The following is a 26,244-nucleotide window of genomic DNA, read 5'->3' as shown; positions in this document are numbered from 1 at the left end:
CGCAGGATTATCGGGATGGGCGGGTGAAAAGTTTGTGAGTTGGACCCGGGGTTCAGCAGGTAATGGCTTGGTTTGCCAACTGAGCCTGCAACTGCGCCCGCAGACGGATCACTTCCTGCTGCAACTGCTCGCGTTCGTCTTTCAGCTGGCGCAATTCGTCACGGCGGACGGTGACGTAGAGGGTCTGTGGCGGGCGTGTCATCTGTGCTGTGCGCATTGCTTACCTCGCAAATAGCCGGTGTATCGCGGTGCCAGAGCGCTTGAGTCGAGGCCCTCGGCAGGAGTCAGGGGCGATTCTGATTTCTTTTTGGGCTCAAGGGAACTTTTTTATTTTTCAGGGTCGCTGTGACTTTTCAGCCAGTGATGGTGAAACGATGGCCTCTTTTTGTGATGAAACTAGTGCGATTGGCGCCGGACTAATTCGTCATTGCGCTATAAACTGTGTCACACATTTTTATTTGTAGTTGGGAGCATCAATACATGCAACTGGGGATTATCGGACTAGGCCGCATGGGCGGGAATATTGCGCGCCGCTTGATGCTCAATGGGCATACCACCGTGGTCTACGACCGCAATGAAGCATTCGTCAAAGGCTTGAGTGAAGAGGGCGCGACCGGCGTTGCCGATCTGCCTGCCCTGGTCGCGGGCCTGCAAAAGCCGCGGGCTGTCTGGGTCATGTTACCGGCGGGCGAGCCCACCGAAACCACGATCAACGACCTGAGCGAACTGATGGAACCCGGCGATGTGATCATCGACGGCGGCAACACCTTCTATAAAGATGACGTACGTCGCGGCAAGGCCCTGGCGGAAAAAGGCCTGCACTACATCGACGTCGGCACTTCCGGTGGCGTGTGGGGCCTGGAGCGCGGTTACTGCATGATGATTGGCGGCGACGCCGAGACCGTCAAGCATCTGGATCCGATCTTCGCCACCCTCGCGCCGGGCCTGGGCGATATCCCGCGCACCAAGGACCGTACCGCTACCGACGACCGCGCCGAACGTGGCTATATCCACGCCGGCCCTGCCGGTTCCGGGCACTTCGTGAAGATGATCCACAACGGCATCGAGTACGGCATGATGCAGGCGTTTGCCGAAGGCTTTGACATCCTCAAGACCAAGAACTCGGAAAACCTGCCGCCAGAGCAGCGTTTTGACCTGAACGTGGCCGATATCGCCGAAGTCTGGCGTCGCGGCAGCGTTGTGTCCTCCTGGCTGCTCGACCTCACAGCCGATGCCCTGGCGACCGACCCCAAGCTCGACGGTTACTCCGGTTCCGTGGCCGACAGCGGCGAAGGGCGCTGGACCATCGAAGCGGCCATGGAGCAATCGGTACCGGTACCGGTGCTGTCCAACTCGTTGTTCGCCCGGTTCCGCTCGCGCCAGCAAAGCACTTACGGTGACAAGCTGCTGTCGGCCATGCGCTTCGGCTTTGGCGGCCATGTGGAGACTTCCAAAAAATGACGGCCACCGGCAAGAAACCCAAGGCCGAACCCGCTCCACCCACTACCTTGTTCCTGTTCGGCGCCCATGGCGACCTGGTCAAGCGCCTGCTGATGCCGGCGCTGTACAACCTCGGTCGCGATGGCTTGCTGGGTGAGGGGCTGCGGATTGTCGGGGTGGATCACAACGCTATCAGCGATGCAGACTTCGCCAAGAAACTCGAAGACTTCATCCGCACCGAAGCGGCGAGCAAGGTCAAGGGGAATGCCGAACATGCACTGGACCCACAGTTGTGGGCCCAGTTGGCCAAGGGCATCAGCTACGTGCAGGGCGATTTTCTCGATGACGGCACCTATGCCGACATTGCCAGCAAAATCGCCGACAGCGGCACGGGCAACGCGGTGTTCTACCTGGCCACCGCGCCGCGCTTCTTCAGTGAAGTGGTGCAGCGCCTGGGCCGGGCCAACCTGCTGGAGGAAACCCCCGGGGCTTTCCGCCGCGTGGTCATCGAAAAGCCGTTCGGCTCCGACCTGGTCACCGCCGAGGCGCTCAACGCCTGTCTGCTCAAGGTCATGACTGAGAAGCAGATCTATCGCATCGACCATTACCTGGGCAAGGAAACGGTGCAGAACATTCTGATCAGCCGTTTCTCCAACGTGCTGTTCGAGGCGTTCTGGAACAACCACTACATTGACCACGTGCAGATCACCGCTGCCGAAACGGTCGGTGTGGAAACCCGGGGCAGTTTCTTCGAAAACACCGGCACCCTGCGCGATATGGTGCCCAACCCACCTGTTCCAGTTGCTGGCGATGATTGCCATGGAACCGCCGGCAGCCTTTGGCGCCGATGCGGTGCGTGGCGAGAAGGCCAAGGTGATCGGGGCCGTGCGCCCCTGGTCGCTGGAGGATGCACGGGCCAACTCGGTGCGCGGCCAGTACACCCGCCGGCGAGATCGGCGGCAAGGCGCTGCCGGGCTATCGGCAGGAGGCCAATGTGGCCCCGGACAGCAGCACCGAAACCTTCGTTGCGCTCAAGGTGATGATTGATAACTGGCGTTGGGTCGGCGTGCCGTTCTACCTGCGCACCGGCAAGCGCATGAGCGTGCGCGATACCGAAATCGTTATCTGCTTCAAACCAGCGCCCTATGCCCAGTTTCGCGATACCGAAGTCGACGAGGTCAAGCCGACGTACCTGAAAATCCAGATCCAGCCCAATGAAGGCATGTGGTTCGACCTGCTGGCGAAAAAGCCCGGGCCGACCCTGGACATGGCCAACATCCAGCTGGGTTTTGCCTACAAGGACTTCTTCGAGATGCAGCCTTCCACCGGCTACGAGACGCTGATCTATGATTGCCTGACCGGCGATCAGACCCTGTTCCAGCGTGCCGATAACATCGAAAACGGCTGGCGTGCGGTGCAACCGTTTCTCGATGCCTGGCAGAAGGACGATGGCATCCAGGCCTACAAGGCCGGGGAAGATGGCCCAGCGGCAGCGGATGCGTTGCTGGCCCGTGATGGCCGTGCCTGGCATAGCCTCGGATGAGTGAGGAGACGATTCACCCCATCCGTTTTTTGTTGAGTGATATGGACGGCACCTTGTTGCTGCCCGATCACAGCCTCAGCCAGCGCACCATCGCTGCCGTGCGGGCGCTGCGCGAAGCCGGGGTGTTTTTCAGCCTGGCCACCGGGCGGCCGCCGAGGGCGATGTTGCAGCAGATCGAAGCCCTGGGCGTCGATGTACCCACGGCGGGATTCAACGGCGGCACCCTGGTGAACCCGGATGGCAGCATTCTGGTGGCCCACCACTTGCCGGCAGAGGCGGCGCTGATCACCCTGGCACTGTTGTGCGACCAGCCGGAGGTGGAAATCTGGGTGTTTGCCGATGGTGAGTGGCTGCTGCGTGACCCCTCGGGCCCCATGGTGCCTCGGGAGCAGCATGGCCTCGGTTATGCGCCGGTCGTGGTGGAGAGTTTCGAGCCGTTTCTGGGGCGGATCGACAAGATCGTCGCCGCCAGCGCCAATGCACAGTTGCTGGTCGAGCTGGAAGCGCGCTTGCAGCCCAAGGTTGCAGGCTTGGCTCAGGTTTCGCGTTCGCAGCCGGTCTATCTCGATATCACCGCAATGAAGGCCAACAAGGGCGATGCCCTGAAAACCCTGGCTGCGCACCTTGGGGTGGCGCTGGAGCAGACGGCAGCCATCGGCGATGGTGGCAATGATCCGGCGATGTTTGAAGTGGCCGGGTTGTCGATTGCCATGGGGCAGGCAGAAGAGGTGGTCAAACGTCAGGCCAACCTGGTCACCGGCAGCAATGTCGAGGACGGTGCTGCCGAAGCCATTGAACGGTTGATCCTTCACCGCCAGTAACTGAAGGCTCACTGGAAGATCAAGTGATCATGCCATGGCTGCTATATAAAGAAGGGCGCTACGAAAGTTGCAGGCACGCAAAACCCGTGGCGAGGGTCGAACTCACTCGCCACGGGTTTAATAGTTTTAACAAGTTGCAGCCAATATAAGAAGCGACGGTATGTCGCAGTAGCTGCGTTAACTTACTTGGGCATTGCCCAGGACTGTAGCTGATAGCCTTCGCCATTGAGTTCGGCGCGGGCTTGCAGCAGCAGGGTTTCCAATTGTTTTGGATCGGAATAAGTGCTGCAAGGAATCTGTTTGCGCCCGATGCGGTTTTCGGTGCGGTCGATCACGGTCAGGCTCAGCTCGCCAGTGCCGTCTTGTGGGGCCCAGGCCACGCAGTGAAAGGGTTGGAAAGCACGGTCTGCGATCAGAAGAGCTTCGTTGATACGGAGCGGGGCGTTCATGGGGTCTTCTCTCTAAGTGCCCAATCAAAAGATGTGCCGTCGGTTGGGCTTACCGTTCGGCTAGTACCTGTACTGATGCTCGATGACGGGGTACGGGTCACATGCTAAAACAAGAAAATTCAACTTTTCGTGATTAACGTCATGTAAGCGGCGCTTTTGAAAGGCCGGGAAAGATTCAAATCGCCGCACTAAAGCGGGTTGATCGCCAAATGCCGTATCCCGAGATCTTTTATCGCGAAACGATACAAGCGTAGTGTCAAGATCTTGCTAGGGTTATGAGCAGCTCGCCCAAACTGTTGTTTCTAAATAACTTTAATGTTTTTGACGCCAAGGAACAGTCATGGTTGTTACACCAGCCCTGCGTCGCTTGCTTGTGGTCGATCCCTGTGACGACTGCCACCAGTTATTGCCTGGTTTGCGGGCGGCTGGATGGGCAGTGGACAGCTGTGCCCTGGATGCCTTGGGCGATCGCACCTGTGACGTAGGATTATTGCGACTCCAGCCCAAACACCTGGAGCGACCCGAGGCGGTCAAGGAGTTGATCAGTCGCAGCGGTACCGAATGGATAGCCGTGCTCAGCCCCGAGATGCTGCGCCTGCAGAATGTCGGCGACTTTGTCTGTGAATGGTTTTTTGACTTCCATACCTTGCCGTTCGATGTGGCGCGCGTCCAGGTCACCCTGGGCCGGGCCTTTGGCATGGCGCGCTTGCGGGGTAAAGGCTGCGCCTATGTGGCCGAGCCCGAACATGAACTGTTGGGTGACAGCCGGCCAATCCGCGAACTGCGCAAACTGCTGGCGAAACTGGCCCCTACCGAGTCGCCGATTCTGATCCGTGGCGACAGCGGCACCGGCAAGGAACTGGTGGCCAAGACCTTGCACCGGCAATCCCAGCGGCACGCCAAGCCATTCGTGGCGATCAATTGCGGGGCTATTCCGGAACACCTGATCCAGTCCGAACTGTTTGGCCATGAAAAAGGTGCATTTACCGGCGCCCACCAACGCAAGATCGGGCGCATCGAAGCGGCCAATGGCGGCACCCTGTTCCTCGACGAGATCGGTGACCTGCCGATGGAGTTGCAAGCCAACCTGTTGCGCTTTCTCCAGGAAAAACATATCGAGCGTGTCGGTGGCAGCCAGCCGATCCCGGTGGATGTCAGGGTGTTGGCCGCGACACACGTCGATCTGGAAGCGGCCATCGAAAAGGGCACCTTCCGCGAAGACTTGTACTACCGGCTCAATGTCCTGCAAGTGCTCACCGCACCGCTGCGTGAGCGCCATGGCGATGTGGGGATGCTGGCCAATCATTTTTCCCGGTTCTACAGCCAGGAAACCGGGCGCCGTCCGCGCAGTTTCAGCGAGGACGCGCTGCTCGCCATGGGCAAGCATGGTTGGCCGGGCAATGTGCGCGAACTGGCCAACCGGGTGCGGCGCGGTCTGGTCCTGGCCGAAGGGCGGCAAATCGAAGCGGCCGACCTGGGTTTGCAAAGCCAAAAGGCAATCGCGCTGCCCATGGCTACACTAGAAGACTATAAGCACCGCGCCGAACGCCAGGCGCTGTGCGATGTGCTGAACCGCCACAGCGACAACCTGAGTGTTGCCGCCCGGGTCCTGGGGGTTTCCCGGCCCACCTTCTACCGGTTACTGCACAAACACCAGATCCGCTAGGGCGGGTAAAAAAAGCCCCGTCGCGACCCTTATCGCGGCGGGGCTTTTCCTTATCTCAAACTCGCCATTCCCTGTAGGCGCGTTTAGAAGTAGTACGGAAATTTCAGGCTGAAGGTGAAGTCCGGCGCGTCATCTGTCATGCCGATGGCCAGGTTGGGCACGATGGTCAGGTTTTCGCTGGCGGCAATGGTCATGCCGACGTTGAAGTAGCCCGCGTTGGCGTCACTGGACACAATCGACTGCCAGTCGCCACCGTCGGGTTTGAGCTTACTCTTGCGCTGGATCAGGTCAGACACCGAGAACGACATACTCATACGCTCGTTCAAGGCAAATGCCACGCCGACACCGAACTGGAAGCTGTCGCCCAGGCGTACCTTGCCGCCGACTTTTTCGTTGACCGTGGAGCTGATGTCGTCAAACGAATCTTCGAAGTTGTGGGTGTAGGAGAGCGAGCCGAACAGCACGGCCGGATCGAAGGTCTTGACCAGGGAAATCCCCGGGGTCACCGACCATACGCCATTGCCGGTTGGCAGGTTTCTCCGGCACATAGAGGTTGGTGTTGGACGGCGAGCGTACCAGCTTGATACCGAACGGCTCCTTGCCGGTCGGCGCCTTGACCCGTACCGAGAGTACGGCGTCCGGCAGGGTGGGGGATTCATCGAGGAACTTGTAGGCAACCCCGAAGTTGACGTCGCCGATGGTCGGGTCGCGACTGACCGACTCCTCTGAAGTCGCTGTTCCCGCGCCACCATTGGCGCCCCCGGACTGATAGGTCGATTCGCGGTACACCACGGGGACGTTGACGTCGAACTGCCAACGGTTATCGACGTTGTAGCGGCCCGTCATGTCCAGGGTCCAGTTATCCGCCTTGATGCGATCCAGGTTGATATTGCCGAGGAAGATCGAGTCCAGTGCCAGGAAACCATTGAGGGTCAATTGCCGGGCATCGTAGCGAGCGTAGGTAATGCCCGTCTCAAAGCTGAACTTGCCATTGCCAAAGAACCCGCTGGCCTCGTTATAGAGGTTGCTGACACTCTGTGCCGGCGCCGAATCATCCTTGAGGGCCTGCCCATAGGAGCTGCCGGTTGCACCGCCGGTGCCACTGGCGGCCACCGTACTGCCGCTTTGCTTGAAATCTGCAGGTGACTTGGCCAGGCGCTTGGGCGCGGGTACTGCGGGCTGGTCCTCGACCTGGCGCACCCGTTGCTCCAGGACCGCCAGGGCTTTTTGCTGTACTTCGTAGCGTTGCTTGAGTTCCAGCAGTTCCTGTTTGAGGGTTTCGATATCGGCGTCTGGCGCTGCGTACAACAAACTCGCCGGCAAGAGCGTACTTAAACAAACAACGGCGCGTAGCGATAACGTTCGATGCATGAAATAAGCCGTCCTTTTCTAATGCGTAAGTGTCGAGGGTCAGCGTAGTTCAATAACCGAGAGTGCGTAGACCCTTGAGTTGGTCCAGGTTGCAGTTCAGTGCCACGTTGTTTAGTCCGTTGCTACCGAGCACGACATTCAGTTGGGTCATGTTATTAACGAAGTTGCTATTGCCTTGCAGAATCGTGCCTTGCAGCACATTGCCGCCGCCGATCTGCTGCACGGCGCTGCCCTGATTATGGTTGGCCTGGATCGCCATCTGCAGGCCGCCGTTATTGGCAGAAACACTCACCTTGCCAGCGGCGCTATTACCAGAGATCGAACCGCCGGCGACCAGTACCTGGCCCGACTGCACCAGATTGGCGGGCGCCAGGCCGTTCTCACTGACATTGATCCCGACGTTGTTATAGGCCGTATTGCCATCGCCCGCGGCGCGTACGGTTTGTGTCACGCCGGCGCCGGTACCCAGCCCGGAGCCGCCGATGACCGTACCGGTACCCGTGGGGCGGTCGCTGCCCTTGCCGGTCTCGCCGGTAGTCTGCACATAGAACTGCGGCGTGATGGTGGAGGAGTCGATCTGCATGTTGGCCTTGACGGTGCTGGTATCGCCTGCGGCGTTGGTCCAGGTGGTGCTCATCACAATACCGAAGCTGACAATCCGCCCCGGCATGACGAAGCGGCCGCGCAGTTGGGCCAGTTCAGCATCATTTATTTCAATCGGCTTGAACGCCGAGGCTGCATAAGCGGGCATTGAGGCTGCCAGGCACAGGACCGTCAGCCAACGGTAAGTGTTCATCATCTGCTCCTGGAGCTTCCTGCTCCTTATGGCGCTTCTAGAAGAAGTCGCTCTGGATGAAACCGAAGTCCATCAGCTCGGCGTCGCCCACGGGCCGGAACTCGTTCATTTTGCCCTTGGCGGTCAACGGTATCGGCGGATCGAGCAGGGCGTTGGCCTTGTCGTAGCCTTCACCCAGCACCGCAAACACGATGCCGTTCCATCCGGCGAGGAAGTCGTCCCGCGAGTAGCGTTTGTTGCCCAGTACCGGGTCGCCGATGTAGATCCAGTCTTTCTCTGCGCGCGCTGCATCACCACAAAGTGCTTGTAGCCACGGATATCCAGGAGCACCACCACCGGAATCTTCACCGTTGTCAGGGTGTCCGCCCCGATCTTGTAGCCCCTGGCCCGCATGCCAATGCTTTCGAGGTAGCGCTTCATGTCCAGCATGGAAAAGCCCTGGGTGCGTACCAGGTCCTGGTCGGCGTTGACCAGCATGCCCTTGATGACGTGTTCTTCATCAACATCCAGCCAGTAACCCTGGCGGCAGGATGGTGGCGAGTGCTGCGGCACCGCAGCTGAAATCGGTTTTCTGTTCCACCAGGTTGGCGAACCGTCGCTCGCGGATGCTCTCGACCTTCTTGAAAATCACCGCACCGCCGGGCATGGCGGAAATCGCCATTTGCCCAGCCCAGGAAGGGCCGGTGAGGGTTAACAGCAGGCACAGGGTCGCGAGGCGCATGATCGAATGACCGGGTGGGCACGGGAATAAAAAAGGGCCTTGTTGCCAAGGCCCTCTGCGTCAGGTCAGAAGCGTACGCCGCTGCCAGCTGCGCACTGGGTGCAACCGCTGCCCAGGGACAGGGAGTTGGATTGCTGGTTGCCAGAACCCGCGGAAACGTTGATTCCGATGTTGCCGGAAGCATTGTTGCCCGAGTGGTTGATGGAGGCATCGTTGTTGACGTAGGTCTTGCCCCAGTTGCCGTAGCCTTTGCCAGCCGAAGCAGTGTTGAGGAAGGTGTTGTTCAACGATTCCTGGCTGGTGACGGCCGCAGCGCCAATGTTTTTGCCATCGGAGGTTACGATTGCCAGGTTGTTTTTCTGCTGGTTGCCTTGGCCTGCGGTGACGTTGACACCCACGTTACCCGAGCTGTTGTTCGCCGAGTTGTTCAGCGAAGCATCGTTTTGCGTGCCTTTGTTGGTGAACTTGTTGTCTTTGGATGTTTGCTCGACGTCTACGATCGCGAAAACCGCCAGGGCGTCCTTGGCAGCACTGCTGGTGATGGCAGCGCTGTTGTCTTGTTGGTTACCACTGCCTGCGGCAACGTTGGCGCCCAGGTTACCGTCGCTGCTGTTCAGCGAGCGGTTGGCCGAGGCGTCGTTGTTGGTTTTGGTGTCGTCGAACTTGTTGTCTTTGCTCAGTTGAGTGTCGGTCACGACGGCTGCCACGGTGCCGCTAGGGGCAGGGGTTGGCTTCCACTTATCTTCACTAGCTTGTGCAGCAACAGCCATGAGCGCAGCCAGAGCAAAAACCAGTGGTTTGAGAGCCATTGTAGGTTTCATGGTGTATCTCCTTGCTTCTAATTAGTTGGTTAAGTGTTGGTACGGCCTAACAAACACCTATCAAGCAGTTACTTGATAGTGATACCGAGGGTGTTAGCCATGCGGTTCCCCACCCCTGCACTCTGATTCACCTGTACCACTCCACGGCTGCCGGTGAAGGCCTGGTCGCTGGTAACGACCTGGCGGCTGCCAGTGGTAGAGGAGGATCGGGAGTCTGGTAGCAGCGTCATGTTCTGTTGCGACAGGACGCTGTCATCAATGCTTTGCGGGCCTGGGTTGATGCTGATCCGCACCGCATTGATTGTCTGGTTGTTGGCCCCGGCCGACTGGTTGACGCCCAGTACACCGTTGCCATTGCTGAAAGATGAACCCTGGATCGCCGCGCTGGCATTCAGGGACGGGTCGACCTGGCCATCGAGCCGCTGCACCAGTACGTCAGTGGATTGGCCACCGACCGTAATCGCACGGCTATTGATCTGCTGTTGCTGGTTGCCAGCGGCCTGGTTGATGGAAGCGACGCCGCTGTACTGCTGGCCTGAGCTGTCGATAAGTGCGTTGTTATTGCTGTCTGCCATCGCGGCGCAGCTACCCAGCACGGCGAGCATCAGCCACGAGCGCTTCATTGCTGGCCTCCCATCAGGCTGCCGATGTTGTTCAGCGGGGCCATGCCACGCTCAATCGTCCCGCTGATCTGTCCGCCCAGGCTGCTGCCACCGCTATGGCCCGCAGCCGCGCCGGCACCCAGCCCGGAGGCGCTGCTGCCATGGGTGGTGCTCAAGCCAGGGAGGGTGCCATTGGGCAGGATGGATCGAGTGATGCTGGAACCACTGCTGACCCCTGCGAAGTCGTTGTCGCTGAGTTCGCCGTTAGTCGTCGAGCGTAGAATCTGCGCGCCAGGATTGGCATTGGCCGTAGTGGGATAAGGATCCGGTCCGAAGGAAGAACGCCCGGCCATATGGCCTTGGACGTTGCGCCCGGTAACGATGACGCCGTTTTCGGCGAGGGCGGGCACGCTCACACTGGCGCTGAGTACACAGCTGATCAGCAGGAGGCTCAGTGAGCCTTGATTGAGAGTTGCCACGGCATCATTCCTTGTTCTGTGACGCTGACCCTAAACAGCGCTGTAAGGAATAGAGCAGGAGCTGTGCCGCTTTTTATATTGACTTGTTTTTCAATGGCTTGGGGCTTCTGGCGGGGCGGGCGTAGGGCGAGGTGTATCAGGCCTGAGACGGGACGCCGGGGAATGACCGGCACCTGGCATAGGCAGACTGGGGGGAAGAGGGTGTTTCAGCAATGCAACACTATTGATGACGAACCGATGAATCCACAGCCAGAGGGGCGTTGCGCGGTGACGGGTGTTTCAAAAGTGGACAGTGCGGCGCGCACAGTTGCCCGGCAATGCACGCCGTGCTGCCTTGGCGAAGGTCAGGTCTTGGGGACTTTGCGCGGTATCGAGTTGAGGACGGTGTTGCCATCCTGGTTCTGGGTCAGGTAGACCGGCAGTACCTTGGGCAGGGACGACACCAGGTGGGTGACTTCATGGATATCGTAGATCCCGCCAATACGGATATTGCCGGTACCGGTATCGGCCAGCATCACCGGTTTGCTCAGGTAACGGTTGATCAGGGGCAGGGCATCCACCAGTGCCAGGTTGTCGAGGATCAACTTGCCGGTGCGCCAGGCCAGCGCCGGATCATGGGGGTTGAATGCCTGTAGCTGTGGTTGCGCATCGCCCCCGTGGTAACTGGCCTGCATTCCGGGAGTGAGGCTCACGCCGCTGTGGCTGGCATCGCTGCTGATCTTCACCGAACCCTCCAGCAACATGACCCGCACCTGGTCGTCGTATTTCCAGACGTTGAACTGGGTGCCTGTCACTCGGATCTGCCCGGTACCGGCGCGCACCACAAACGGGTGTTCGCGGTCATGGCTGACCTTAAAGAACGCTTCACCTTTTTTCAGGGTGGCCCGGCGCTCATCTTTATAGTTGCTGTAGACCAGCTCGGTGCCCAGGTTCAGTTCCACTTCGCTGCCATCGGCCAGGGTCACCTGGCGCAAGCCGTCTTCGGCGAGGTAATGCTCATAGGAACTGGGCAGCCAACCCGCTTCCCAGCCCGTGAAAGCGGCCAGGGGCAGGGCCATCAACGAGATGGCGGCAGCCACTGCATAGGTGCGCCAGCGGCTGGGTGGCGGGACCTGCACCGGGGGCGGGGAGGGCACGTTGCTGCGTGGCAAATGGTCGGCCACATCCCAGATTTCCAGCATGGCCGCATATTCGAAAGCATGCAGGGGATGCGCGTCGTGCCACTCTTCGAACGCCTGGCGTTCGGCCGCCGTGCAATCAAAAGCATGCAGGCGCATACACCAATGCGCGGCAGCATCGGTGACGGCGTCATATTCGGCTTCTGAAAGGGGCTGCTGGGTCATTGGTGCTTCCTGATTTCCTACATTCTAACCTTCCGGGCAGGGTGCCGAGAACAGCCATCATGGCGAATGAGCATCAATGTGGAACTAATTCGTCCTGCAAACACCCTAAAAATCTGGATCTGTAAGTCATTCTCTATAACGGAGTAAGAAAATGCTGAAGAAAACCCTCACTGCCATGCTTGCCACTGCCACTTTGCTCGGTGCAGGCGCCGCCCTGGCCGACAAGCCGGGAGCCGGCTGGATTACCATCGAGAAAGCCATTGAAACCGCCAAGACCAAGGCCGGTTACATTGAGGTCTACCAGGCCGAAGCGGACGACAACGGTTACTGGGAAGTAAAAGGTCGCAAGGCGGACGGTGTTGTCTATGAGGTCCGCATCGACGGTGCTTCGGGCAATGTGTTGCGTGACCAGAAAGACTGACCCCCACCGGATCAGTTCATCGAATCCCTTCGATTGAAGGCGTCGGGTCCCACTGACGTCCCGGGCGACTGATCATGAGCGCCGCCGAGTCAACATTCGCTTGCCAGGCGGCGAACTCAGCACATAGACGGAACCGTCGAGCACCCGCTTGACGGTTTCCCATCGTGCCTTTACGGCCTTTTTCCCATGGTGTGCTAACGCTCTCCGGCAGTGCCCGGCGTTTGTTAAATAGCGCTGAAGCCGCGTCGGTGGTTGACAGCCCACTTGTCGCGCGTTGTTAATCAACGAGCGAAATCCAGCAGGCTGTTGCCCCCTCCAATAACAATTCCGGAGCTTCAGATGTCAGCCACACCCACCACTGCCGTGACTACTTCAATTGGCTTCACTGAGCTTGTGACGCTGCTCAAGGATATTTTCAGCCGGCATGGCGCCTCGCCTGAGGTTGCCCGCGTATTGGCCGACAACTGCGCCCGCGCCGAGCAGGATGGGGCGCACAGCCACGGGGTGTTTCGCATACCGGGCTATGTCTCGACCCTGGACAGCGGCTGGGTCAACGGCCAGGCGGTGCCAGTGGTCGAGGATGTGGCCTCGGGTTTCGTGCGTGTAGACGCCGCCAATGGTTTTGCCCAGCTGGCCCTGGCCGCCGCGCGCCCGTTATTGGTGGCCAAGGCCCGCAGCGCCGGTATCGCGGTACTGGCGATCCGTAACTCCCATCACTTTGCCGCGTTATGGCCGGATGTCGAACCGTTTGCCGAAGAAGGTCTGGTGGCCCTCAGCGTGGTCAATAGCATGACTTGCGTGGTGCCACATGGCGCCGATCGCCCGCTGTTCGGCACCAACCCCATCGCGTTCGCCGCACCACGTGCCGATGGGCCGCCGATTGTGTTTGACCTGGCCACCAGCGCCATCGCCCATGGCGATGTGCAGATTGCCGCCCGTCAGGGTGAGCGTGTGCCGCCGGGCACTGGGGTCGACAGCCTGGGGCAGCCGACCCAGGACCCCAGGGCGATTCTTGAAGGCGGCGCGCTGTTGCCGTTTGGCGGGCACAAGGGGTCGGCGTTGTCGATGATGGTGGAGTTGCTGGCGGCGGCCCTGACCGGGGGGAATTTCTCGTTTGAATTCGACTGGTCGAACCACCCGGGCGCCAAGACTCCCTGGACCGGCCAGCTACTGATTGTGATCGACCCCAGTAAAACCGCGGGGCAGGATTTTGCCCAGCGCAGCCAGGAACTGGTGCGACAGATGCATGCGGCAGGGTTGCGGCGCTTGCCCGGCGACCGGCGTCATCGCACACGGGCCAAGGCAGAACGGGAGGGGATTATGCTCGATGGGGACGAACTGGCCCGGTTGCGCGAATTAGCGCGGGGCTGAAGGGCGGTGCGGGCTGACCCGCACCGGCCCAGGCATCCATCAGTTGCGACGGCCCAGCAGCAGGCCAACCACCAGGCCGAAGCCGGCGGAAATGGCTACGGTCTGCCAAGGGTGGCCACCGATATAGGTTTCGGTGGCATCCACCACCGGCTTGCTGCGCTCACGCACGTTGGACACCGAATCCAGGGCTTGCTTGAGTTTGATCGCGACCTGCTCGCGCAGGGTTTCACCTTCTTCTCCCACCAGCGACGCGCTGCTCTTGAGCAGTTTGTCGGACTCTTCGATCAGGGCCTGGAGTTCGCTGAACGCCTGGTCCTTGATTTGCTCTTCGACAGCTTGGGCGGCGGTTTTACGGGCCATTGAGTAGCTCCTTGCGGGTAAGTGGGCAGTGAACAATGGAGTCTTGCAGCAGGCTAAAAGTTGCAGTTTTTTTTCGCCCGGCATCGGGCCGATGAAAAATCCGAATTCGGACCTTTCGACCTACAGTGTAAGATGTCACCTATTTGTGCAGCAGGTAAATCCACATGAGCTTCAATCTGGCCAACAAGCCCCTCGCCGAGCGCGCCGCGCTTGAAGATGAAAAGTCCCGTCTGTATGACCTGTGGCAAAGCAACCTGGGCAAGGCCAAGGGCGAGGGCGCACGGTTGTTTGGCGAGCGCGCCAAACGCAAGGGGAAATGGGCCGAATGGGTGCGTTCCGAGCTGGACGGCATGTCACCGCCGGAATTTGCCAACATGGTGCGCAGTGAAGTCAATCGCCTGATGGCCGCCAAGTAAGCACGGGCTGATCGGTGCCTACAGGGGGTGTTTCAGCCATTCTTCGCGGGTGATTTCCCAGATGTCCTTGGGGAACGCCCCCTCCACGAATTGCCCTTCTTCCGTGCGGATCAAGCGCATCCCGGTTTTTTCGGAAAGCCTGCGTGAGCCCAGGTTAGGCGCTGCCTTGGGCACCCGCAGCACGGGGCGCCCAAGCACCGTGAACCAATACGCGGTCACTGCCGCGCTGGCTTCGCTCATCAATCCCTGGCCCTGCCATTGCGGCCCGAGCCAGAAGCCCCGATTGTTGTCCTGCTCATCCATCAGGCTCACATTGCCGATCAACTGCCCGGGGGCCTCGCGCAGGCGGATCGACCAATGCCACTCGCGGCCCTGGGCCATGGCAGGCAAGACCACCTGTTCCAGGTAACTGCGCGCACCATCGGCCGGGTAGGGCCAGGGCACCAGGGCATTGAGGTAGCGCACCACTTCCCAGTGGGGAAACTGCTGCTGTATGCCCTCGGCGTCGTCCAGGGTCAGCGGTTGCAGGATCAGGCGTTCGGTGTACAGGGTGGGTAGGGTGTCCATGCTATTTACCAGGTCACGGTGTTGGGCAGGTCCAGGGTGCCACGATCGACAAAGCGCATCGTGCCAAACAACCCGCCTGCCAGCTTGCCGCGCAATACATAGGGCAGGTTGTTCAAACGCTGGGTCTGACTCAGGCCCAGGGTCTGACGCAACACCGAAAACGCTGAAACGCTGACCGGGACGGTCAGAACGGTCTCGGAAAAGCGCGGGATGGATCCCTGTTGATCACTCACCCCAGCCGCCAGCGGCCGGCCATTGACCTCCAGGTCCAGCGCCACGCCGTTGTAGTCGATCGCGGTTTCGTTGGGGTTCTGCACCCGCAACTTGACCGCGAAGCGCACTTCCAGATCCTGGCTTTGCAGCGGCTCGATTCCCACTACATTGATATGCAGCGGGTCGCGGTTGGGGAACAAAGCGCAGGCGCTCAGGCTGAGCAATATCAGAGACAGGGTCAGGCCGATCAATCTGCGCATAAGGGTTCCTATTTCGTGGGTTCCGGATCCTGCATGACCTTGAGGGTAGAGGCTTCCGGGTCAAATTCATCTTCTTCCAGCTCTATGAACTCTTCAGGCAGGAAAATGTTCAGCAGGATCGCACAGAACGCACCGACGGTAATCGGCGACTCGAAGATGTTGTGCAAGGCCTTGGGCAGCTCGCGCAGCACTTCCGGTACTGCCGCCACGCCCAGGCCCATCCCCAGGGAAATCGCCACGATCAGCACATTGCGCCGATGCAGGCCGGCTTCGGCAAGGATCTTGATCCCGGCCACCGCCACCGTGCCGAACATGATCAGGGTCGCGCCACCCAGCACCGGCTTGGGCATCAATTGCAGCACAGCGCCAATCATCGGAAACAGACCCAGCAATACCAGCAGCCCGGCAATGAAATACGCCACATAGCGGCTGGCCACGCCGGTCAACTGGATCACCCCGTTGTTTTGGGCGAAGGTCACCATCGGCAGGCTATTGAAAGTGGCGGCCATTACCGAGTTCAGGCCATCGGCCAGCAGGCCGGACTTGATGCGCTTGATATACAGCGGGCCCTTGACCGGTTGCTGGGAAATCATCGAGTTGGCGGTCAGGTCGCCGGCTGCTTCCAGGGGGGAAATCAGGAAGATCACCGCCACCGGAATAAACGCCACCCAGTCGAACGAGAACCCGTACTTGAATGGCACTGGTACGCTGACCAGCGGCACCTGGGGCAACGCCGCCAGATCGACACGCCCCAGCCACCAGGCCACCACAAAACCCAGGGTCAGGCCGATGACAATCGAGCCCAAACGCAGGAACGGGTTATTGAAGCGGTTAAGCACCACGATGGTCAGCAACACCAGGGCCGCCAGCCCCATATTGCCGGCCGCGCCCAGGTCTGCCGCGCCATAGCCGCCGGCCATGTCGGTCACGGCGACCTTGATCAGCGACAGCCCCATCAAGGTGATGATGGTGCCGGTGACCACTGGCGTGATCAGCTTGCGCAACTTGCCGATGAACTGGCTGAGCACCACTTCGATAAATGCGGCAAAAAAGCAGATGCCAAAGATCGTCGAGAGAATTTCATCGGTACCGCCGCCCCGGGCCTTGACCATGAAGCCGGCACTGAGGATCACGCTGATAAACGAGAAGCTCGTGCCTTGCAGGCACAGCAAGCCCGAACCCACGGGGCCGAAGCGCCGCGCCTGGACAAACGTGCCCAGGCCGGAGACGAACAGCGCCATGCTGACCAGGTAGGGCACTTCGCTTTCCAGGCCCAGCACACCACCGACGATCAGGGTCGGGGTAATGATCCCGACGAAGCTGGCGAGCACGTGCTGCAGGGCGGCAAATACCGCAGCGGTGAAGTGCGGGCGGTCTTCCAGACCGTAGATCAGGTCCGATTTATAACGGGGGCGGGGGGCTTGAGCGTCAGACAAGATACGTGCTCGGGTCAGAAAATGGACGCGCAGGATGCCAGAAAGCGTCCACTGTCAAAAGTGTGAAAAAATATTTCTCCAAGCCCCGCAAAAAACCTCAAGTCTGCCGATACCTCCTATAGGCCCACACAACCTTTATAACAGTGGCGCCGAACCGTTATCTCCGCGCGTTGACGCTGAGTGACCGTGTCGCGGCAAGGACGCTCGCAGCCATCCTTTCTTGAGAGCTTTCCTATGTCCCTCCGTAATTTGAATATCGCACCTCGGGCGTTTCTCGGTTTTGCGTTTATTGCGTTGCTTGTGATTGTTCTGGGGGTGTTTGCCGTCAACCGTATGACGCTGATTCGCCAGGCCGCGCTGGATATGGGGGCTAACCAACTGCCGAGTGTCGGTTACCTGGCCAATATGACCGAGAACGTGTTGCGCCTGCGCATTCTGTCGTTTCGGGTCCTGGTCAATCGCGAACCGGCCGCCCTGCAGGAGGCCCAGGTGCGCATCGGGGTGCTGGTCGACAAGGCGCGCCAGGCCCAGGCGGGTTATGCCGCGCTGCCGGCCGGCGCTGAAGAAGCTGCGCTGTACAAGACTTTTGCCGCCACGCTGGACAACTACCTCAAGGCCCAGGCTGAAATGCTGACGCTGTCCCAGCAGAACAAAGTCGAGGAGATGCGGGCCCTGATCAATAGCCGGATCAAAGACGGTACGGATCAGATGGGCGAGCAACTCAATAAGCTGATTGCGATCAACGCCGCCAATGCCAAACAGGCCGGGGAAGACGCCGGGCGCAGCTACAGCGATGCCATCAGCGGAATTGTCGTGGTGTCGGTGGTGGCGGCGCTGATGACCGTATTGCTTGCCTGGTTGTTGACCCGCAGCATCGTCACACCGCTGCGCAAGGCGGTGGCCGCCGCCGAAACCATCTCCAGCGGCGACCTGAGCAAGGTCATTGCGGACGACGGCCAGGATGAGCCGGCGCGCCTGATCGGTGCCCTGGCTACCATGCAGAACAACCTGCGCCAGACCATCCAGCATATTGCCGGTTCAGCCACTCAACTGGCGTCGGCGGCCGAAGAGCTGAGCGCGGTGACCGAGGAGGCCTCCAAGGGCTTGCAGCAGCAAAACAATGAAATCGACCAGGCCGCCACTGCCGTCAATGAAATGACCGCGGCCGTGGAAGAAGTCGCGCGCAATGCGGTGTCCACCTCAGAAGCCTCGACCCAGTCGAACCAGGCCGCGCGGGAAGGGCGCGATCGTGTGGTGGAAACCGTGGGCGCGATCCAGACCATGACCCAGGACGTGCAGGATACTTCGGTGCTGATCGAAGGCCTGGCGACCCAGGGCCGGGATATCGGCAAGGTGCTGGACGTGATCCGCGCGATTGCCGAGCAGACCAACTTACTGGCCCTCAATGCCGCCATCGAAGCGGCACGTGCCGGTGAGGCCGGGCGCGGGTTTGCCGTGGTGGCCGACGAAGTGCGTGCCCTGGCCCATCGTACCCAGCAGTCGACCCAGGAGATCGAGAAAATGGTGGCCGGGATCCAGAACGGCACGGGGGAAGCGGTGCAGTCCATGCAGCAGAGCAACCAGCGCACCCAAAGCACCCTGGAAATGGCCCGCGCCGCCGGCGTGGCACTGGAGCAGATCACCCAGTCCATCAGCCTGATCAACGAGCGCAACCTGGTGATTGCCAGCGCGTCCGAAGAGCAGGCCCAAGTGTCCCGCGAAGTGGACCGTAACCTGGTGAATATCCGCGACCTGGCGACGCAGTCGGCGGCCGGAGCCAACCAGACCAGCGCCGCCAGTCATGAACTGTCGCGCCTGGCGGTGGATTTGAATGCGATGGTGGCGCGGTTTGTGATCTAAGCAGGGAGGACTTGGGTGGCTGGCATACCGCTATCGCAGGCAAGCCAGCTCCCACATTTGATTGATGGTGTGGCCCAGACTTCTGCCCCGCCGAACATCCCTGTGGGAGCGGGCTTGCCCGCGATAGCGGTGGTCCAGTCACTGTTTTCGGTGGCCGACACACGGACATTCGGTCGGGCTGTCAGGCTCCCACATTTGATTGATGGTGTGGCCCAGACTTCTGCCCCGCCGAACATCCCTGCGGGAGTGGGCTTGCCCGCGATAGCGGTGGTCCAGTCACTGTTTTCGGTGGCCGACACACGGACATTCGGTCGGGCTGTCAGGCTCCCACATTTGATTGATGGTGTGGCCCAGACTTCTGCCCCGACGAACATCCCAGTGGGAGCGGGCTTGCCCGCGATAGCGGTGGTCCGGTCACTGTTTTCGGTGGCCGACACACGGGCATTGGATCGGGCTGTCAGGCTCCCACATTTGATTGATGGTGTGGCCCAGACTTCTGCCCCGCCGAACATCCCTGTGGGAGTGGGCTTGCCCGCGATAGCGGTGGTCCAGTCACTGTTTTCGGTGGCCGACACACGGACATTGGATCGGGCTGTCAGGCTCCCACATTTGATTGATGGTGTGGCCCAGACTTCTGCCCCGCCGAACATCCCTGTGGGAGCGGGCTTGCCCGCGATAGCGGTGGTCCGGTCACTGTTTTCGGTGGCTGACACACGGGCATTGGGTCGGGCTGTCAGGCTTTCCATACGCTGGAATTGACCAGGTTTTTCGGCCGCTCGCCCGCCAACGCCGCCAGCAGATTATCCACCGCACACCGCGCCATCGCTTCACGGGTCTCGTGGGTGGCCGAGCCGATATGCGGTGTCGCCACCACGTTGTTCAAACGCAGCAACGGCGAGTCGTGGTTCAACGGCTCACGCTCAAACACATCCAGCCCCGCCGCGCGGATCGTGCGCTGTTGCAGGGCTTCGATCAGTGCCGCCTCATCTACTACCTTGCCCCGGGAGATATTGATGAAAATCGTCTCCGGGCCCATCTGGGCGAATTCCTTGGCGCCAATCAACCCCTGAGTCTGTGCAGTCAACGGCAACGTCAGGCAAACAAAGTCAGCGTGTTGCAGCAACTCCGGCAAGCTGCAGTACCGCGCGCCGAAACGCTGCTCCACCAAAGGTTTGGGCGAATGGCTGTGGTAAATCACCGGCATGCCAAAGCCAAAGTGCCCACGCTGGGCCAGGGCTTCACCAATGCGCCCCATGCCAATGATACCCAGGGTCTTGCCGTGCACATCGCTGCCAAAGTGCAGGGGGCCGATGTTCTGGTTCCAGTTGCCGGCGCGCACCAGATTGGCCAGCTCCACTACGCGTCGGGCGGTGGCGAGGATCAGTGCAAAGCCGGTATCGGCCGTGGTTTCGGTGAGTACATCCGGGGTGTTGCTGAGCAAAATGCCGCGTTGGGTCAGGTAGTCGATGTCGTAGTTATCGACGCCCACCGAAACACTGGCCACGGCTTCCAGGCGCGGCGCCAGGTCCAGCAGTTGCGCATCCAGGCGCAAGCTGGCCCCCAGCAGGCCGTGGGCACTGGGCAGTGCCTCACGCAGTTGCGCCAGGCCCGCGGGGTCGAGGGATTCGATCAAGGTCACCTGGGCCGCTTCATGCAAACGGGCCATCAACGGTGCGGACAGTTTCTTGTACAGCACGACATGCTTTTTCATCAGGTTCTTACCTTCAAATCCAGGGAGTGCAACGGTGCTGCCGGGGACGGCTCCCGGGCACCGGTCTTGAGGAAAATCGTCAGCACCACCGACAGCAGCAACGCGCCGCTCATCAGCAGGTACGACGCACCGGGCGAGCCGGTGCTGCTATTGAGGTAGCCCACCAGGTAGGAGCCGCCAAACGAACCGAGGGCGCCCATGCTGTTGATCAAGGCCATGGCGCCGCCGGCGACGTTGGCCGGGAGGATTTCCGGGACGATGGCAAAAAACGGCCCGTAGGGCGCATACATGCAGGCGCCGGCGATCACCAGCAGGGTGTAGGACCACCAGAAATGCTCGGCCCCCAACAAGTAGGAACCATAAAACGCCACGGAGGCGATCAGCAGCGGTGGCCATACAAAGCGCTTACGCTTTTGCAGCTTGTCCGAGCCCCAGGACACCACCAGCATGCCGATCACCGCCGCCAGGTAGGGCAGCGCCGACAACCAGCCGGCTTCGACCATGTCCATTTTCAGGCCGGCCTTGAGGATTGACGGCAGCCACAGCACAAAGCCGTAGACGCCGATGCTCCAGCAAAAGAATTGCAGCGCGAGGATGATCACCTTGGGCGAACGGAAGGCTTCGGCATAGTTCTTCACAGCCTTGAGCCCGACCTGTTCGGCGGCCAGGGCGGTTTCCAGGTCGTGTTTCTCGCCAGCGCTCAGCCACTTGGCATCGGCTGGGCGCTCATCGGCCAGGCGCCACCAGATAAAGGCCCAGAACACCGCCGGCAGGCCTTCGATGATAAACATCCAGCGCCAGCTGTAATGCTGTACCAGGTAGCCGGATACCACCGACATCCACAGCATGGTCACCGGGTTGCCGAGGATCAGGAAGGTGTTGGCCCGCGAGCGTTCGGCACGGGTAAACCAGTGGCACAGGTACACCAGCATCGCCGGCATCACGGCGGCCTCGACCACCCCGAGCATAAAGCGGATGGCGATCAACATATAGGCGTTGGACACCACGCCGGTGAGGGTCGCCAGGCCGCCCCAGAGGATCAGGCTGACGAAAATCAGTTTCTTCACGCTACGCCGCTGGGCATAGATCGCCCCCGGTACCTGGAAGAAAAAGTAGCCGAGGAAGAACAGCGCACCGAGCAGCGAGGACATGCCCGGGGTGATCATCAGGTCTTTGGCCATCCCGGAGGCGGCGGCGAAGCCGTAGTTGGCACGGTCCAGGTACGCCAGGCTGTAGGTGATAAACACGATGGGCATGATGTACCACCAACGGCGGGTGGCGAGTTTCAGGTTGTTCATGGGGTTGCTCCTGAGCTTGTTGTAGTTGTGGCAACAGGTAACGGGTTGTCGGTCCGGGTCAGCCGGCTTTTTGCCAGGCGGGCAGGTCGGCGCGCAGGGGCAGGCCTTCCATATCGCCGCGACTCTGTACTGCGCGGCTGCCGATCCAGTTGGCGCGCTGTACCGCCTGGGCCAGGCTGAGGTTTTCCAGGAGGGCGCTGATCAGGCCCACGGCAAAGCCGTCGCCGGCTCCCACCGTATCCACCACCTTGGCCACCGGCACGGCGGCGACAAAGCCCTGGTCCAGCTGGCTGCGGTAGTAGGCACCGTGGGGGCCGAGCTTGATGGCTACGGCTTCCACGCCCAGGTCGAGGTAGAAGGCGGCAATATCCCCGGGATCTTCGAAACCGGTCAGCAGCCGACCTTCACTCAGGCCCGGCAATACCCAATGCGCCAGGCCGGCCAGGGCGTTGACTTCGCGGATCATTTTTTGCTCGCTGGGCCATAGCGAAGGGCGCAGGTTCGGGTCAAAGGACACACTGCGGCCGGCCGCGCGCATCTGGCTCATCAACTCGCGCGACAGTTCGGCGGTGGCGTCCGACAGCGCCGGCGGAATCCCGGTGGCGTGCAGATGGCGCGCCGTTAGCAATTCTGGAGTGATTGCGGCGCTGGACAAGTGACTGGCCGCCGAGCCACGCCGGAAATACTCTACCTGGGGATCGTCGCCGCTCTCTTCCCGGGACTTGAGCTGAAAGCCGGTGGGGTGCGCGGGATCCACCGCCACATGCCGGCAATCCAGGCCTTCACGATCCAGGGCCGCGACCACAAACCGCCCCAATGAGTCATGACCGACCCGGCTCAGCCAGGCGACGTTGAAGCCCAGGCGTGACAACCCGATCGCCACGTTACTGTCGGCCCCGGCGATGCGCTTTTCGAAGTGGCCGACCTGGGCCAGGTCGCCGGTTTGCTCGGCGACAAACATCGCCATGGTTTCGCCGAACGAGAGGATATCGATCTCAGACATGGGCATTCTCCACACGCGGTTGGCCAAGGTGGGCGAGGGCGGTGACCTGCTCGGCGGTGACCGCCACCAAGTCGTCGCCTTGCAGCGGGAATTCCACCGCGCGGCTGATACCTTGGGGCATCAACTGCAGCAATTGTTCCCATAGATGCAGGTCGGCGCTGCCGGGCGGCAGGGCTACCAACTTGCCGTCGGCGCGGCGGGCCACGGCCTTGCAATGCAGGTAATCCACATGCCGGCCCAGCAAGCGAGCGGCGGTACGTGCGGACTGGTCTTGCCAGTGCCAGTTGCCGATATCGAAGGTCATTTTCACCGGCACCGCCAGGCGCTCGGCTTCATCGAAGAAGCGTTGCATCGGCTCGATGCGCCCGCCGTGCAGGGTCTGGTCGTTTTCCACCAACAAGCGCACCGGGTGGCGGTTGAGCAGGGCGCTGAGGCTGTGCAGGTCGTTGGTGTCGGTGAAGTAACCCAGCGAAACCTTCAACCAGCGCGCACCGAACGCCTGGGCCCGGTCGAGGGTGGCGGCCAGCTCCGAATTGGCTTGGGCACGCCCGGCGACCCACAGCTCCAGGGGCGACGAAAACACACACTCCAGATCTTGCGCGGCGGCGGCCTGGGCCAGTTCGCCGGGTTGTTCGCTGGTCAGCAGTTCTTCACGCCATTCAATACGCCTGGCCCCGGCAGCGGCCAGCAGCTCGACGAAACTCAACTGGCCGCGCTGGCGAACCAGGTCGGCGCCGTAGCTGGAAAGGCTGATGGAAACGGGATATCTATGCATTTTTATTGATCTCTGAAACCGGTTTCATTTGTAGATAAAAAAATGCCCGTGCAGGCGGTTATGCCTACACGGGTTGGGTTGAGCCTCGCACGATCAGTTGCGGGGCAAAATCCAGGGAACGGGTCGCCGAGGTATCGCCGCGCAACCGCTTGAGCAAGCACTCAAAAGCGCTGGCGCCAATGGCTTCGGTCGGCTGGGCCAGGGCGGTGATGCCGCTGCCTACCAGTGGGTACCACTCCAGGTCATCCAGGGCGATCAAGCCAACGTCCTCGAACAATCGGCAACCCAACTCGCGCAGGGCTTTGCTACAGGCCAGCGCGGCAATGCCGTTGGCACAGAACAAGGCTTTGGGCCCGGCTTGGCCTGCGCCCAGAAACGTCTGCAAACGCTGGGGCAGGTCGAGGTCTATCTCCAGTACAGCGCCGTGCATTTTTTTGCGACGGCTGATCTGGGCCTGGAAACTGTCCATGCGCTCAATCCGCGAGCTGGTGCCATCGGCGGCCTCGCTGATCAGCAAAATATCCCGATAGCCCTGTTGCTCCAGGTGATCCAGGGCCATGCCCACGGCCAGTGGGTTATCCAGGCCCACCAGGTCGCTGTGCAGCGCCTCGACCTTACGGTCCACCAGCACCAGGGGCATTTCCCGTTGCAGCTCCAGTAACTGGTCGCGGTGATGGCCCAGGGTATTCACGATCAGGCCTTCGATGTTATAGGCGCGCAACGCCGCCAGGTGCTGGCGCTCCTGCTCGTCATCGCGGTCGGGTGTTGCACACCACCAGGCTGTAGCCGTGCTGTCGGCAGGCGGTTTCCACGCCATGCATCACGGCAATCGAATAGGGGTTGCGGATATCCGCTACCAGCATGCCGATCAGGCGCGTGCGTCCACGTTTCAGGCCACGGGCCATCTGGTTGGGGCGGTAGCCCAGGTCATCAATAGCCTGTTCGATACGTTGGGCGATGGCGTCGGACAGCAGGGCGCGGTCGTCGCCGATAAAGCGCGACACACTGGCCTTGGATACGCCGGCGCGTTGGGCTACATCAAGCATGGTCACGCGGCTGCGCTGGGCGGCGGAGAATGAAGTCACGGCGGGGCCTTTCTTATTAGTGTGAGGTGGCAGTGCGCTGGGCATTGAAACCGGTTTCAGAAAACACCAGTCAGCCACTCTCGTCAAGAAAATATTTGTTGGGATCGGTATGAAGTCAGGCCGCTCAAACCGACGAGCGGCGAGCGCACCTGTTAGTTCTGACAGTATCCGCAGTACCACAGGAGGTGTTCAATTGCCCCAACAGAGCCGCAAGCGCCGTGATCAGGTGATGCATAGGCGTGTAGAGGGAGGTTTGGATGAGCACCCACAATGCTGGCCAATCGAGCGCGAATGGCCCCCAAGGCCCAGGAGGCAGCCTGGCGATTGACGCGCCCATCGTCGTCGACGCGCTGCCTGATGGGTTGGTGCCGGTGCAATTTTACTTCTCTGATCTACAGCTTTTGATTCCCACTCCCTGGGCGTTTCTACCGGGTCCGGGCAGAGACCAATATGTGGTGTTCGAGTGGAGCGTCCGCGGTGCCCGCCCGGTCGACACGCCACCGGTGTTGCTGCCTAACCCGATGACGGCCGCCGACTTTCCCTACCCGATGCAGATACCCCAGGCATTCCTGCTGAACAGTGCAATTATTGATCTGACGTTTCGCATCCATAACGGCACGCCGAACAGCCCCAGCGTCGATAGCTCTGAGGTTGTGACGATCAGGATCGACCGCGATGCGCCCGGTGGCGGCGCGTTGCTGCCACCGGCCATTTTTCCCATTGATCCGATTACCGAGGCCTACCTGGTCGCCAACCCGCTGGTGCCCATGGAAATCCCGCAGGGATATTTGGGGCGTGAGGTGGGTGATCAGGTGCCGATGTATTTTTCAGACATGAATATCTTGCCAACCGGCGCGCCGACCCTGGTTTCTGCACACCGTTGGCCAGCGCCACCGGCCGCATATTCGTGGACGTGCCCAGCGAGGTGTTCCGTCGTTTTCCGGGGGCGCTCTGGATCTTCTGCTTCTATCGCCTGCAAGACCGTGCCGGCAACATCAATCCGATGTTTTCACTGGTGGCGCAAGTCAGGCTGCAAACCGACCTTCCGCCCTCCAACTACCCTCGGCCCCGTTTCCCGCAATCGGAGTTGCATCCTAACGGCTACTTGACCTGCAGCACCCAGCCTCCGATCTGGTTCGGTGTCGAGGTGTTCATAGCCCCTCACGCGGACATCCGTTCTGGTGATCTGATTACGCTGCGGTTCCAGGGGTACGGGCTGTACCCGGATGTCAATCCAGACCCCAATATCGTGGAAACCCTCACGCATTACTGGGATGAGGTCAGCGATGCGTCCGGCTATGCCTTCTGGATACTCGATGTCGAGCGCTTGATTCGGCCCCTGAAAAAAAACGCCGGAAGGAGAAGCTCATTACACGGTGTCCAGGGGAGGCGTGATCATTGGCCGGTCTGCTTCTA

At 60.7% G+C, this 26,244-nt stretch carries 23 protein-coding genes and 4 pseudogenes; 9 read left to right on the top strand and 18 right to left on the bottom strand.

The window, feature by feature from the left end:
- Positions 1 to 52: 52 nt before the first annotated feature.
- Positions 53 to 202, bottom strand: a complete 150-nt coding sequence (locus PSH80_RS13730) for a DUF6026 family protein (protein WP_220172963.1) — start codon at positions 200 to 202, stop codon at positions 53 to 55.
- A gap of 278 nt (positions 203 to 480) precedes the next feature.
- On the opposite strand from PSH80_RS13730, the gene gnd reads away from it, so the two are divergent.
- The 3 genes and pseudogenes from gnd (at position 481) to PSH80_RS13715 (ending at position 3,804) form a co-directional block, all read left to right on the top strand.
- On the top strand, positions 481 to 1,461 hold the full coding sequence (gnd, locus tag PSH80_RS13725; protein ID WP_057959424.1) for a phosphogluconate dehydrogenase (NAD(+)-dependent, decarboxylating): 981 nt from the start codon (positions 481 to 483) through the stop codon (positions 1,459 to 1,461).
- Positions 1,458 to 2,983 (top strand): annotated as a pseudogene (gene zwf, locus PSH80_RS13720) (glucose-6-phosphate dehydrogenase). Before gnd ends, zwf begins: the two are co-directional and overlap by 4 nt.
- Positions 2,980 to 3,804 carry a Cof-type HAD-IIB family hydrolase gene (locus PSH80_RS13715; protein ID WP_057959426.1) on the top strand — a complete coding sequence of 275 codons (825 nt, stop codon included), beginning with the start codon at positions 2,980 to 2,982 and terminating at the stop codon, positions 3,802 to 3,804. Before zwf ends, PSH80_RS13715 begins: the two are co-directional and overlap by 4 nt.
- A 182-nt stretch (positions 3,805 to 3,986) precedes the next feature.
- On the opposite strand, the gene PSH80_RS13710 is transcribed toward PSH80_RS13715, so the two are convergent.
- Entirely contained in the window at positions 3,987 to 4,253 is a 267-nt protein-coding gene (locus tag PSH80_RS13710; protein WP_032861167.1) for a hypothetical protein, read from the bottom strand.
- A gap of 340 nt (positions 4,254 to 4,593) precedes the next feature.
- Here PSH80_RS13710 and PSH80_RS13705 point away from each other — a divergent pair, with 340 nt between their 5' ends.
- Positions 4,594 to 5,919 (top strand): sigma-54 dependent transcriptional regulator, encoded by a 1,326-nt coding sequence (locus PSH80_RS13705; RefSeq protein WP_057959427.1) that lies wholly within the window; start codon positions 4,594 to 4,596, stop codon positions 5,917 to 5,919.
- An 83-nt stretch (positions 5,920 to 6,002) separates the two neighbouring features.
- Here the strand turns inward: PSH80_RS13705 and PSH80_RS13700 are convergent.
- From PSH80_RS13700 to PSH80_RS13670, 7 genes and pseudogenes are all read right to left on the bottom strand, one after another.
- Positions 6,003 to 7,290 (bottom strand): annotated as a pseudogene (locus tag PSH80_RS13700) (hypothetical protein).
- 49 nt (positions 7,291 to 7,339) lie between these two features.
- Positions 7,340 to 8,086, bottom strand: coding sequence for a hypothetical protein (locus PSH80_RS13695; RefSeq protein WP_057436717.1), 747 nt, complete (start codon positions 8,084 to 8,086; stop codon positions 7,340 to 7,342).
- A 37-nt stretch (positions 8,087 to 8,123) separates the two neighbouring features.
- A pseudogene (locus PSH80_RS13690) lies at positions 8,124 to 8,807 on the bottom strand (C39 family peptidase).
- Positions 8,808 to 8,872: 65 nt separating this feature from the next.
- Entirely contained in the window at positions 8,873 to 9,628 is a 756-nt protein-coding gene (locus PSH80_RS13685) for a hypothetical protein (protein WP_057436713.1), read from the bottom strand.
- Positions 9,629 to 9,696: 68 nt separating this feature from the next.
- Positions 9,697 to 10,251: a hypothetical protein gene (locus PSH80_RS13680; protein WP_057436711.1), complete on the bottom strand. Its 555-nt coding sequence runs from the start codon at positions 10,249 to 10,251 to the stop codon at positions 9,697 to 9,699.
- The gene (locus tag PSH80_RS13675) at positions 10,248 to 10,709 is read right to left on the bottom strand and encodes a hypothetical protein (protein ID WP_057959431.1); all 462 of its coding nucleotides are present in this window, start codon (positions 10,707 to 10,709) and stop codon (positions 10,248 to 10,250) included. The genes PSH80_RS13680 and PSH80_RS13675 overlap by 4 nt, the downstream gene beginning before the upstream one ends.
- Positions 10,710 to 11,053: 344 nt before the next feature.
- The gene (locus PSH80_RS13670) at positions 11,054 to 12,052 is read right to left on the bottom strand and encodes a FecR family protein (protein ID WP_057436707.1); all 999 of its coding nucleotides are present in this window, start codon (positions 12,050 to 12,052) and stop codon (positions 11,054 to 11,056) included.
- 151 nt (positions 12,053 to 12,203) lie between these two features.
- On the opposite strand from PSH80_RS13670, the gene PSH80_RS13665 reads away from it, so the two are divergent.
- Both PSH80_RS13665 and PSH80_RS13660 read left to right on the top strand, forming a co-directional pair.
- Positions 12,204 to 12,473 carry a PepSY domain-containing protein gene (locus tag PSH80_RS13665; RefSeq protein ID WP_057436705.1) on the top strand — a complete coding sequence of 90 codons (270 nt, stop codon included), beginning with the start codon at positions 12,204 to 12,206 and terminating at the stop codon, positions 12,471 to 12,473.
- A 339-nt stretch (positions 12,474 to 12,812) separates the two neighbouring features.
- On the top strand, positions 12,813 to 13,844 hold the full coding sequence (locus PSH80_RS13660) for an Ldh family oxidoreductase (RefSeq protein ID WP_120733206.1): 1,032 nt from the start codon (positions 12,813 to 12,815) through the stop codon (positions 13,842 to 13,844).
- Positions 13,845 to 13,883: 39 nt separating this feature from the next.
- On the opposite strand, the gene PSH80_RS13655 is transcribed toward PSH80_RS13660, so the two are convergent.
- The gene (locus PSH80_RS13655; protein ID WP_057436701.1) at positions 13,884 to 14,204 is read right to left on the bottom strand and encodes a YqjD family protein; all 321 of its coding nucleotides are present in this window, start codon (positions 14,202 to 14,204) and stop codon (positions 13,884 to 13,886) included.
- Between the two features lie 164 nt (positions 14,205 to 14,368).
- Here PSH80_RS13655 and PSH80_RS13650 point away from each other — a divergent pair, with 164 nt between their 5' ends.
- Entirely contained in the window at positions 14,369 to 14,620 is a 252-nt protein-coding gene (locus PSH80_RS13650; RefSeq protein WP_038441493.1) for a hypothetical protein, read from the top strand.
- An 18-nt stretch (positions 14,621 to 14,638) separates the two neighbouring features.
- Here the strand turns inward: PSH80_RS13650 and PSH80_RS13645 are convergent, their stop codons facing one another.
- Genes PSH80_RS13645 through PSH80_RS13635 form a run of 3 tightly spaced genes read right to left on the bottom strand, consistent with a single transcriptional unit; the run spans position 14,639 to position 17,096 of the window.
- On the bottom strand, positions 14,639 to 15,187 hold the full coding sequence (locus PSH80_RS13645) for a GNAT family N-acetyltransferase (protein WP_120733204.1): 549 nt from the start codon (positions 15,185 to 15,187) through the stop codon (positions 14,639 to 14,641).
- A gap of 5 nt (positions 15,188 to 15,192) precedes the next feature.
- Positions 15,193 to 15,660 (bottom strand): LEA type 2 family protein, encoded by a 468-nt coding sequence (locus PSH80_RS13640; RefSeq protein ID WP_057959435.1) that lies wholly within the window; start codon positions 15,658 to 15,660, stop codon positions 15,193 to 15,195.
- Between the two features lie 8 nt (positions 15,661 to 15,668).
- Entirely contained in the window at positions 15,669 to 17,096 is a 1,428-nt protein-coding gene (locus PSH80_RS13635; RefSeq protein WP_057444103.1) for a nucleobase:cation symporter-2 family protein, read from the bottom strand.
- A gap of 234 nt (positions 17,097 to 17,330) precedes the next feature.
- Between PSH80_RS13635 and PSH80_RS13630 the strand changes: the two genes are divergently transcribed.
- A complete protein-coding gene (locus PSH80_RS13630; protein WP_305417111.1) occupies positions 17,331 to 18,956 on the top strand; it encodes a methyl-accepting chemotaxis protein in 1,626 nt (541 codons plus the stop codon).
- 733 nt (positions 18,957 to 19,689) lie between these two features.
- Here PSH80_RS13630 and PSH80_RS13625 read toward each other — a convergent pair.
- The 5 genes and pseudogenes from PSH80_RS13625 to PSH80_RS13605 form a co-directional block, all read right to left on the bottom strand.
- Positions 19,690 to 20,667: a D-glycerate dehydrogenase gene (locus tag PSH80_RS13625; protein ID WP_057959437.1), complete on the bottom strand. Its 978-nt coding sequence runs from the start codon at positions 20,665 to 20,667 to the stop codon at positions 19,690 to 19,692.
- Positions 20,667 to 21,965 carry an MFS transporter gene (locus tag PSH80_RS13620; RefSeq protein ID WP_305417108.1) on the bottom strand — a complete coding sequence of 433 codons (1,299 nt, stop codon included), beginning with the start codon at positions 21,963 to 21,965 and terminating at the stop codon, positions 20,667 to 20,669. Before PSH80_RS13620 ends, PSH80_RS13625 begins: the two co-directional genes overlap by 1 nt.
- 58 nt (positions 21,966 to 22,023) lie before the next feature.
- On the bottom strand, positions 22,024 to 22,968 hold the full coding sequence (locus PSH80_RS13615; RefSeq protein ID WP_198792143.1) for a sugar kinase: 945 nt from the start codon (positions 22,966 to 22,968) through the stop codon (positions 22,024 to 22,026).
- On the bottom strand, positions 22,961 to 23,743 hold the full coding sequence (locus PSH80_RS13610) for a sugar phosphate isomerase/epimerase (protein ID WP_057959439.1): 783 nt from the start codon (positions 23,741 to 23,743) through the stop codon (positions 22,961 to 22,963). Before PSH80_RS13610 ends, PSH80_RS13615 begins: the two co-directional genes overlap by 8 nt.
- A gap of 64 nt (positions 23,744 to 23,807) precedes the next feature.
- Positions 23,808 to 24,828: pseudogene (locus PSH80_RS13605) on the bottom strand (LacI family DNA-binding transcriptional regulator).
- Between the two features lie 257 nt (positions 24,829 to 25,085).
- On the opposite strand from PSH80_RS13605, the gene PSH80_RS13600 reads away from it, so the two are divergent.
- On the top strand, positions 25,086 to 25,937 hold the full coding sequence (locus tag PSH80_RS13600) for a hypothetical protein (protein ID WP_305417106.1): 852 nt from the start codon (positions 25,086 to 25,088) through the stop codon (positions 25,935 to 25,937).
- The last annotated feature ends 307 nt before the right edge of the window (positions 25,938 to 26,244 follow it).

Source organism: Pseudomonas sp. FP818, assembly GCF_030687335.1.
GTDB lineage: Bacteria > Pseudomonadota > Gammaproteobacteria > Pseudomonadales > Pseudomonadaceae > Aquipseudomonas > Aquipseudomonas shahriarae.
Note: the sequence above shows the minus strand (reverse complement) of the source record. Positions and strands in the feature narration are given on the sequence as shown.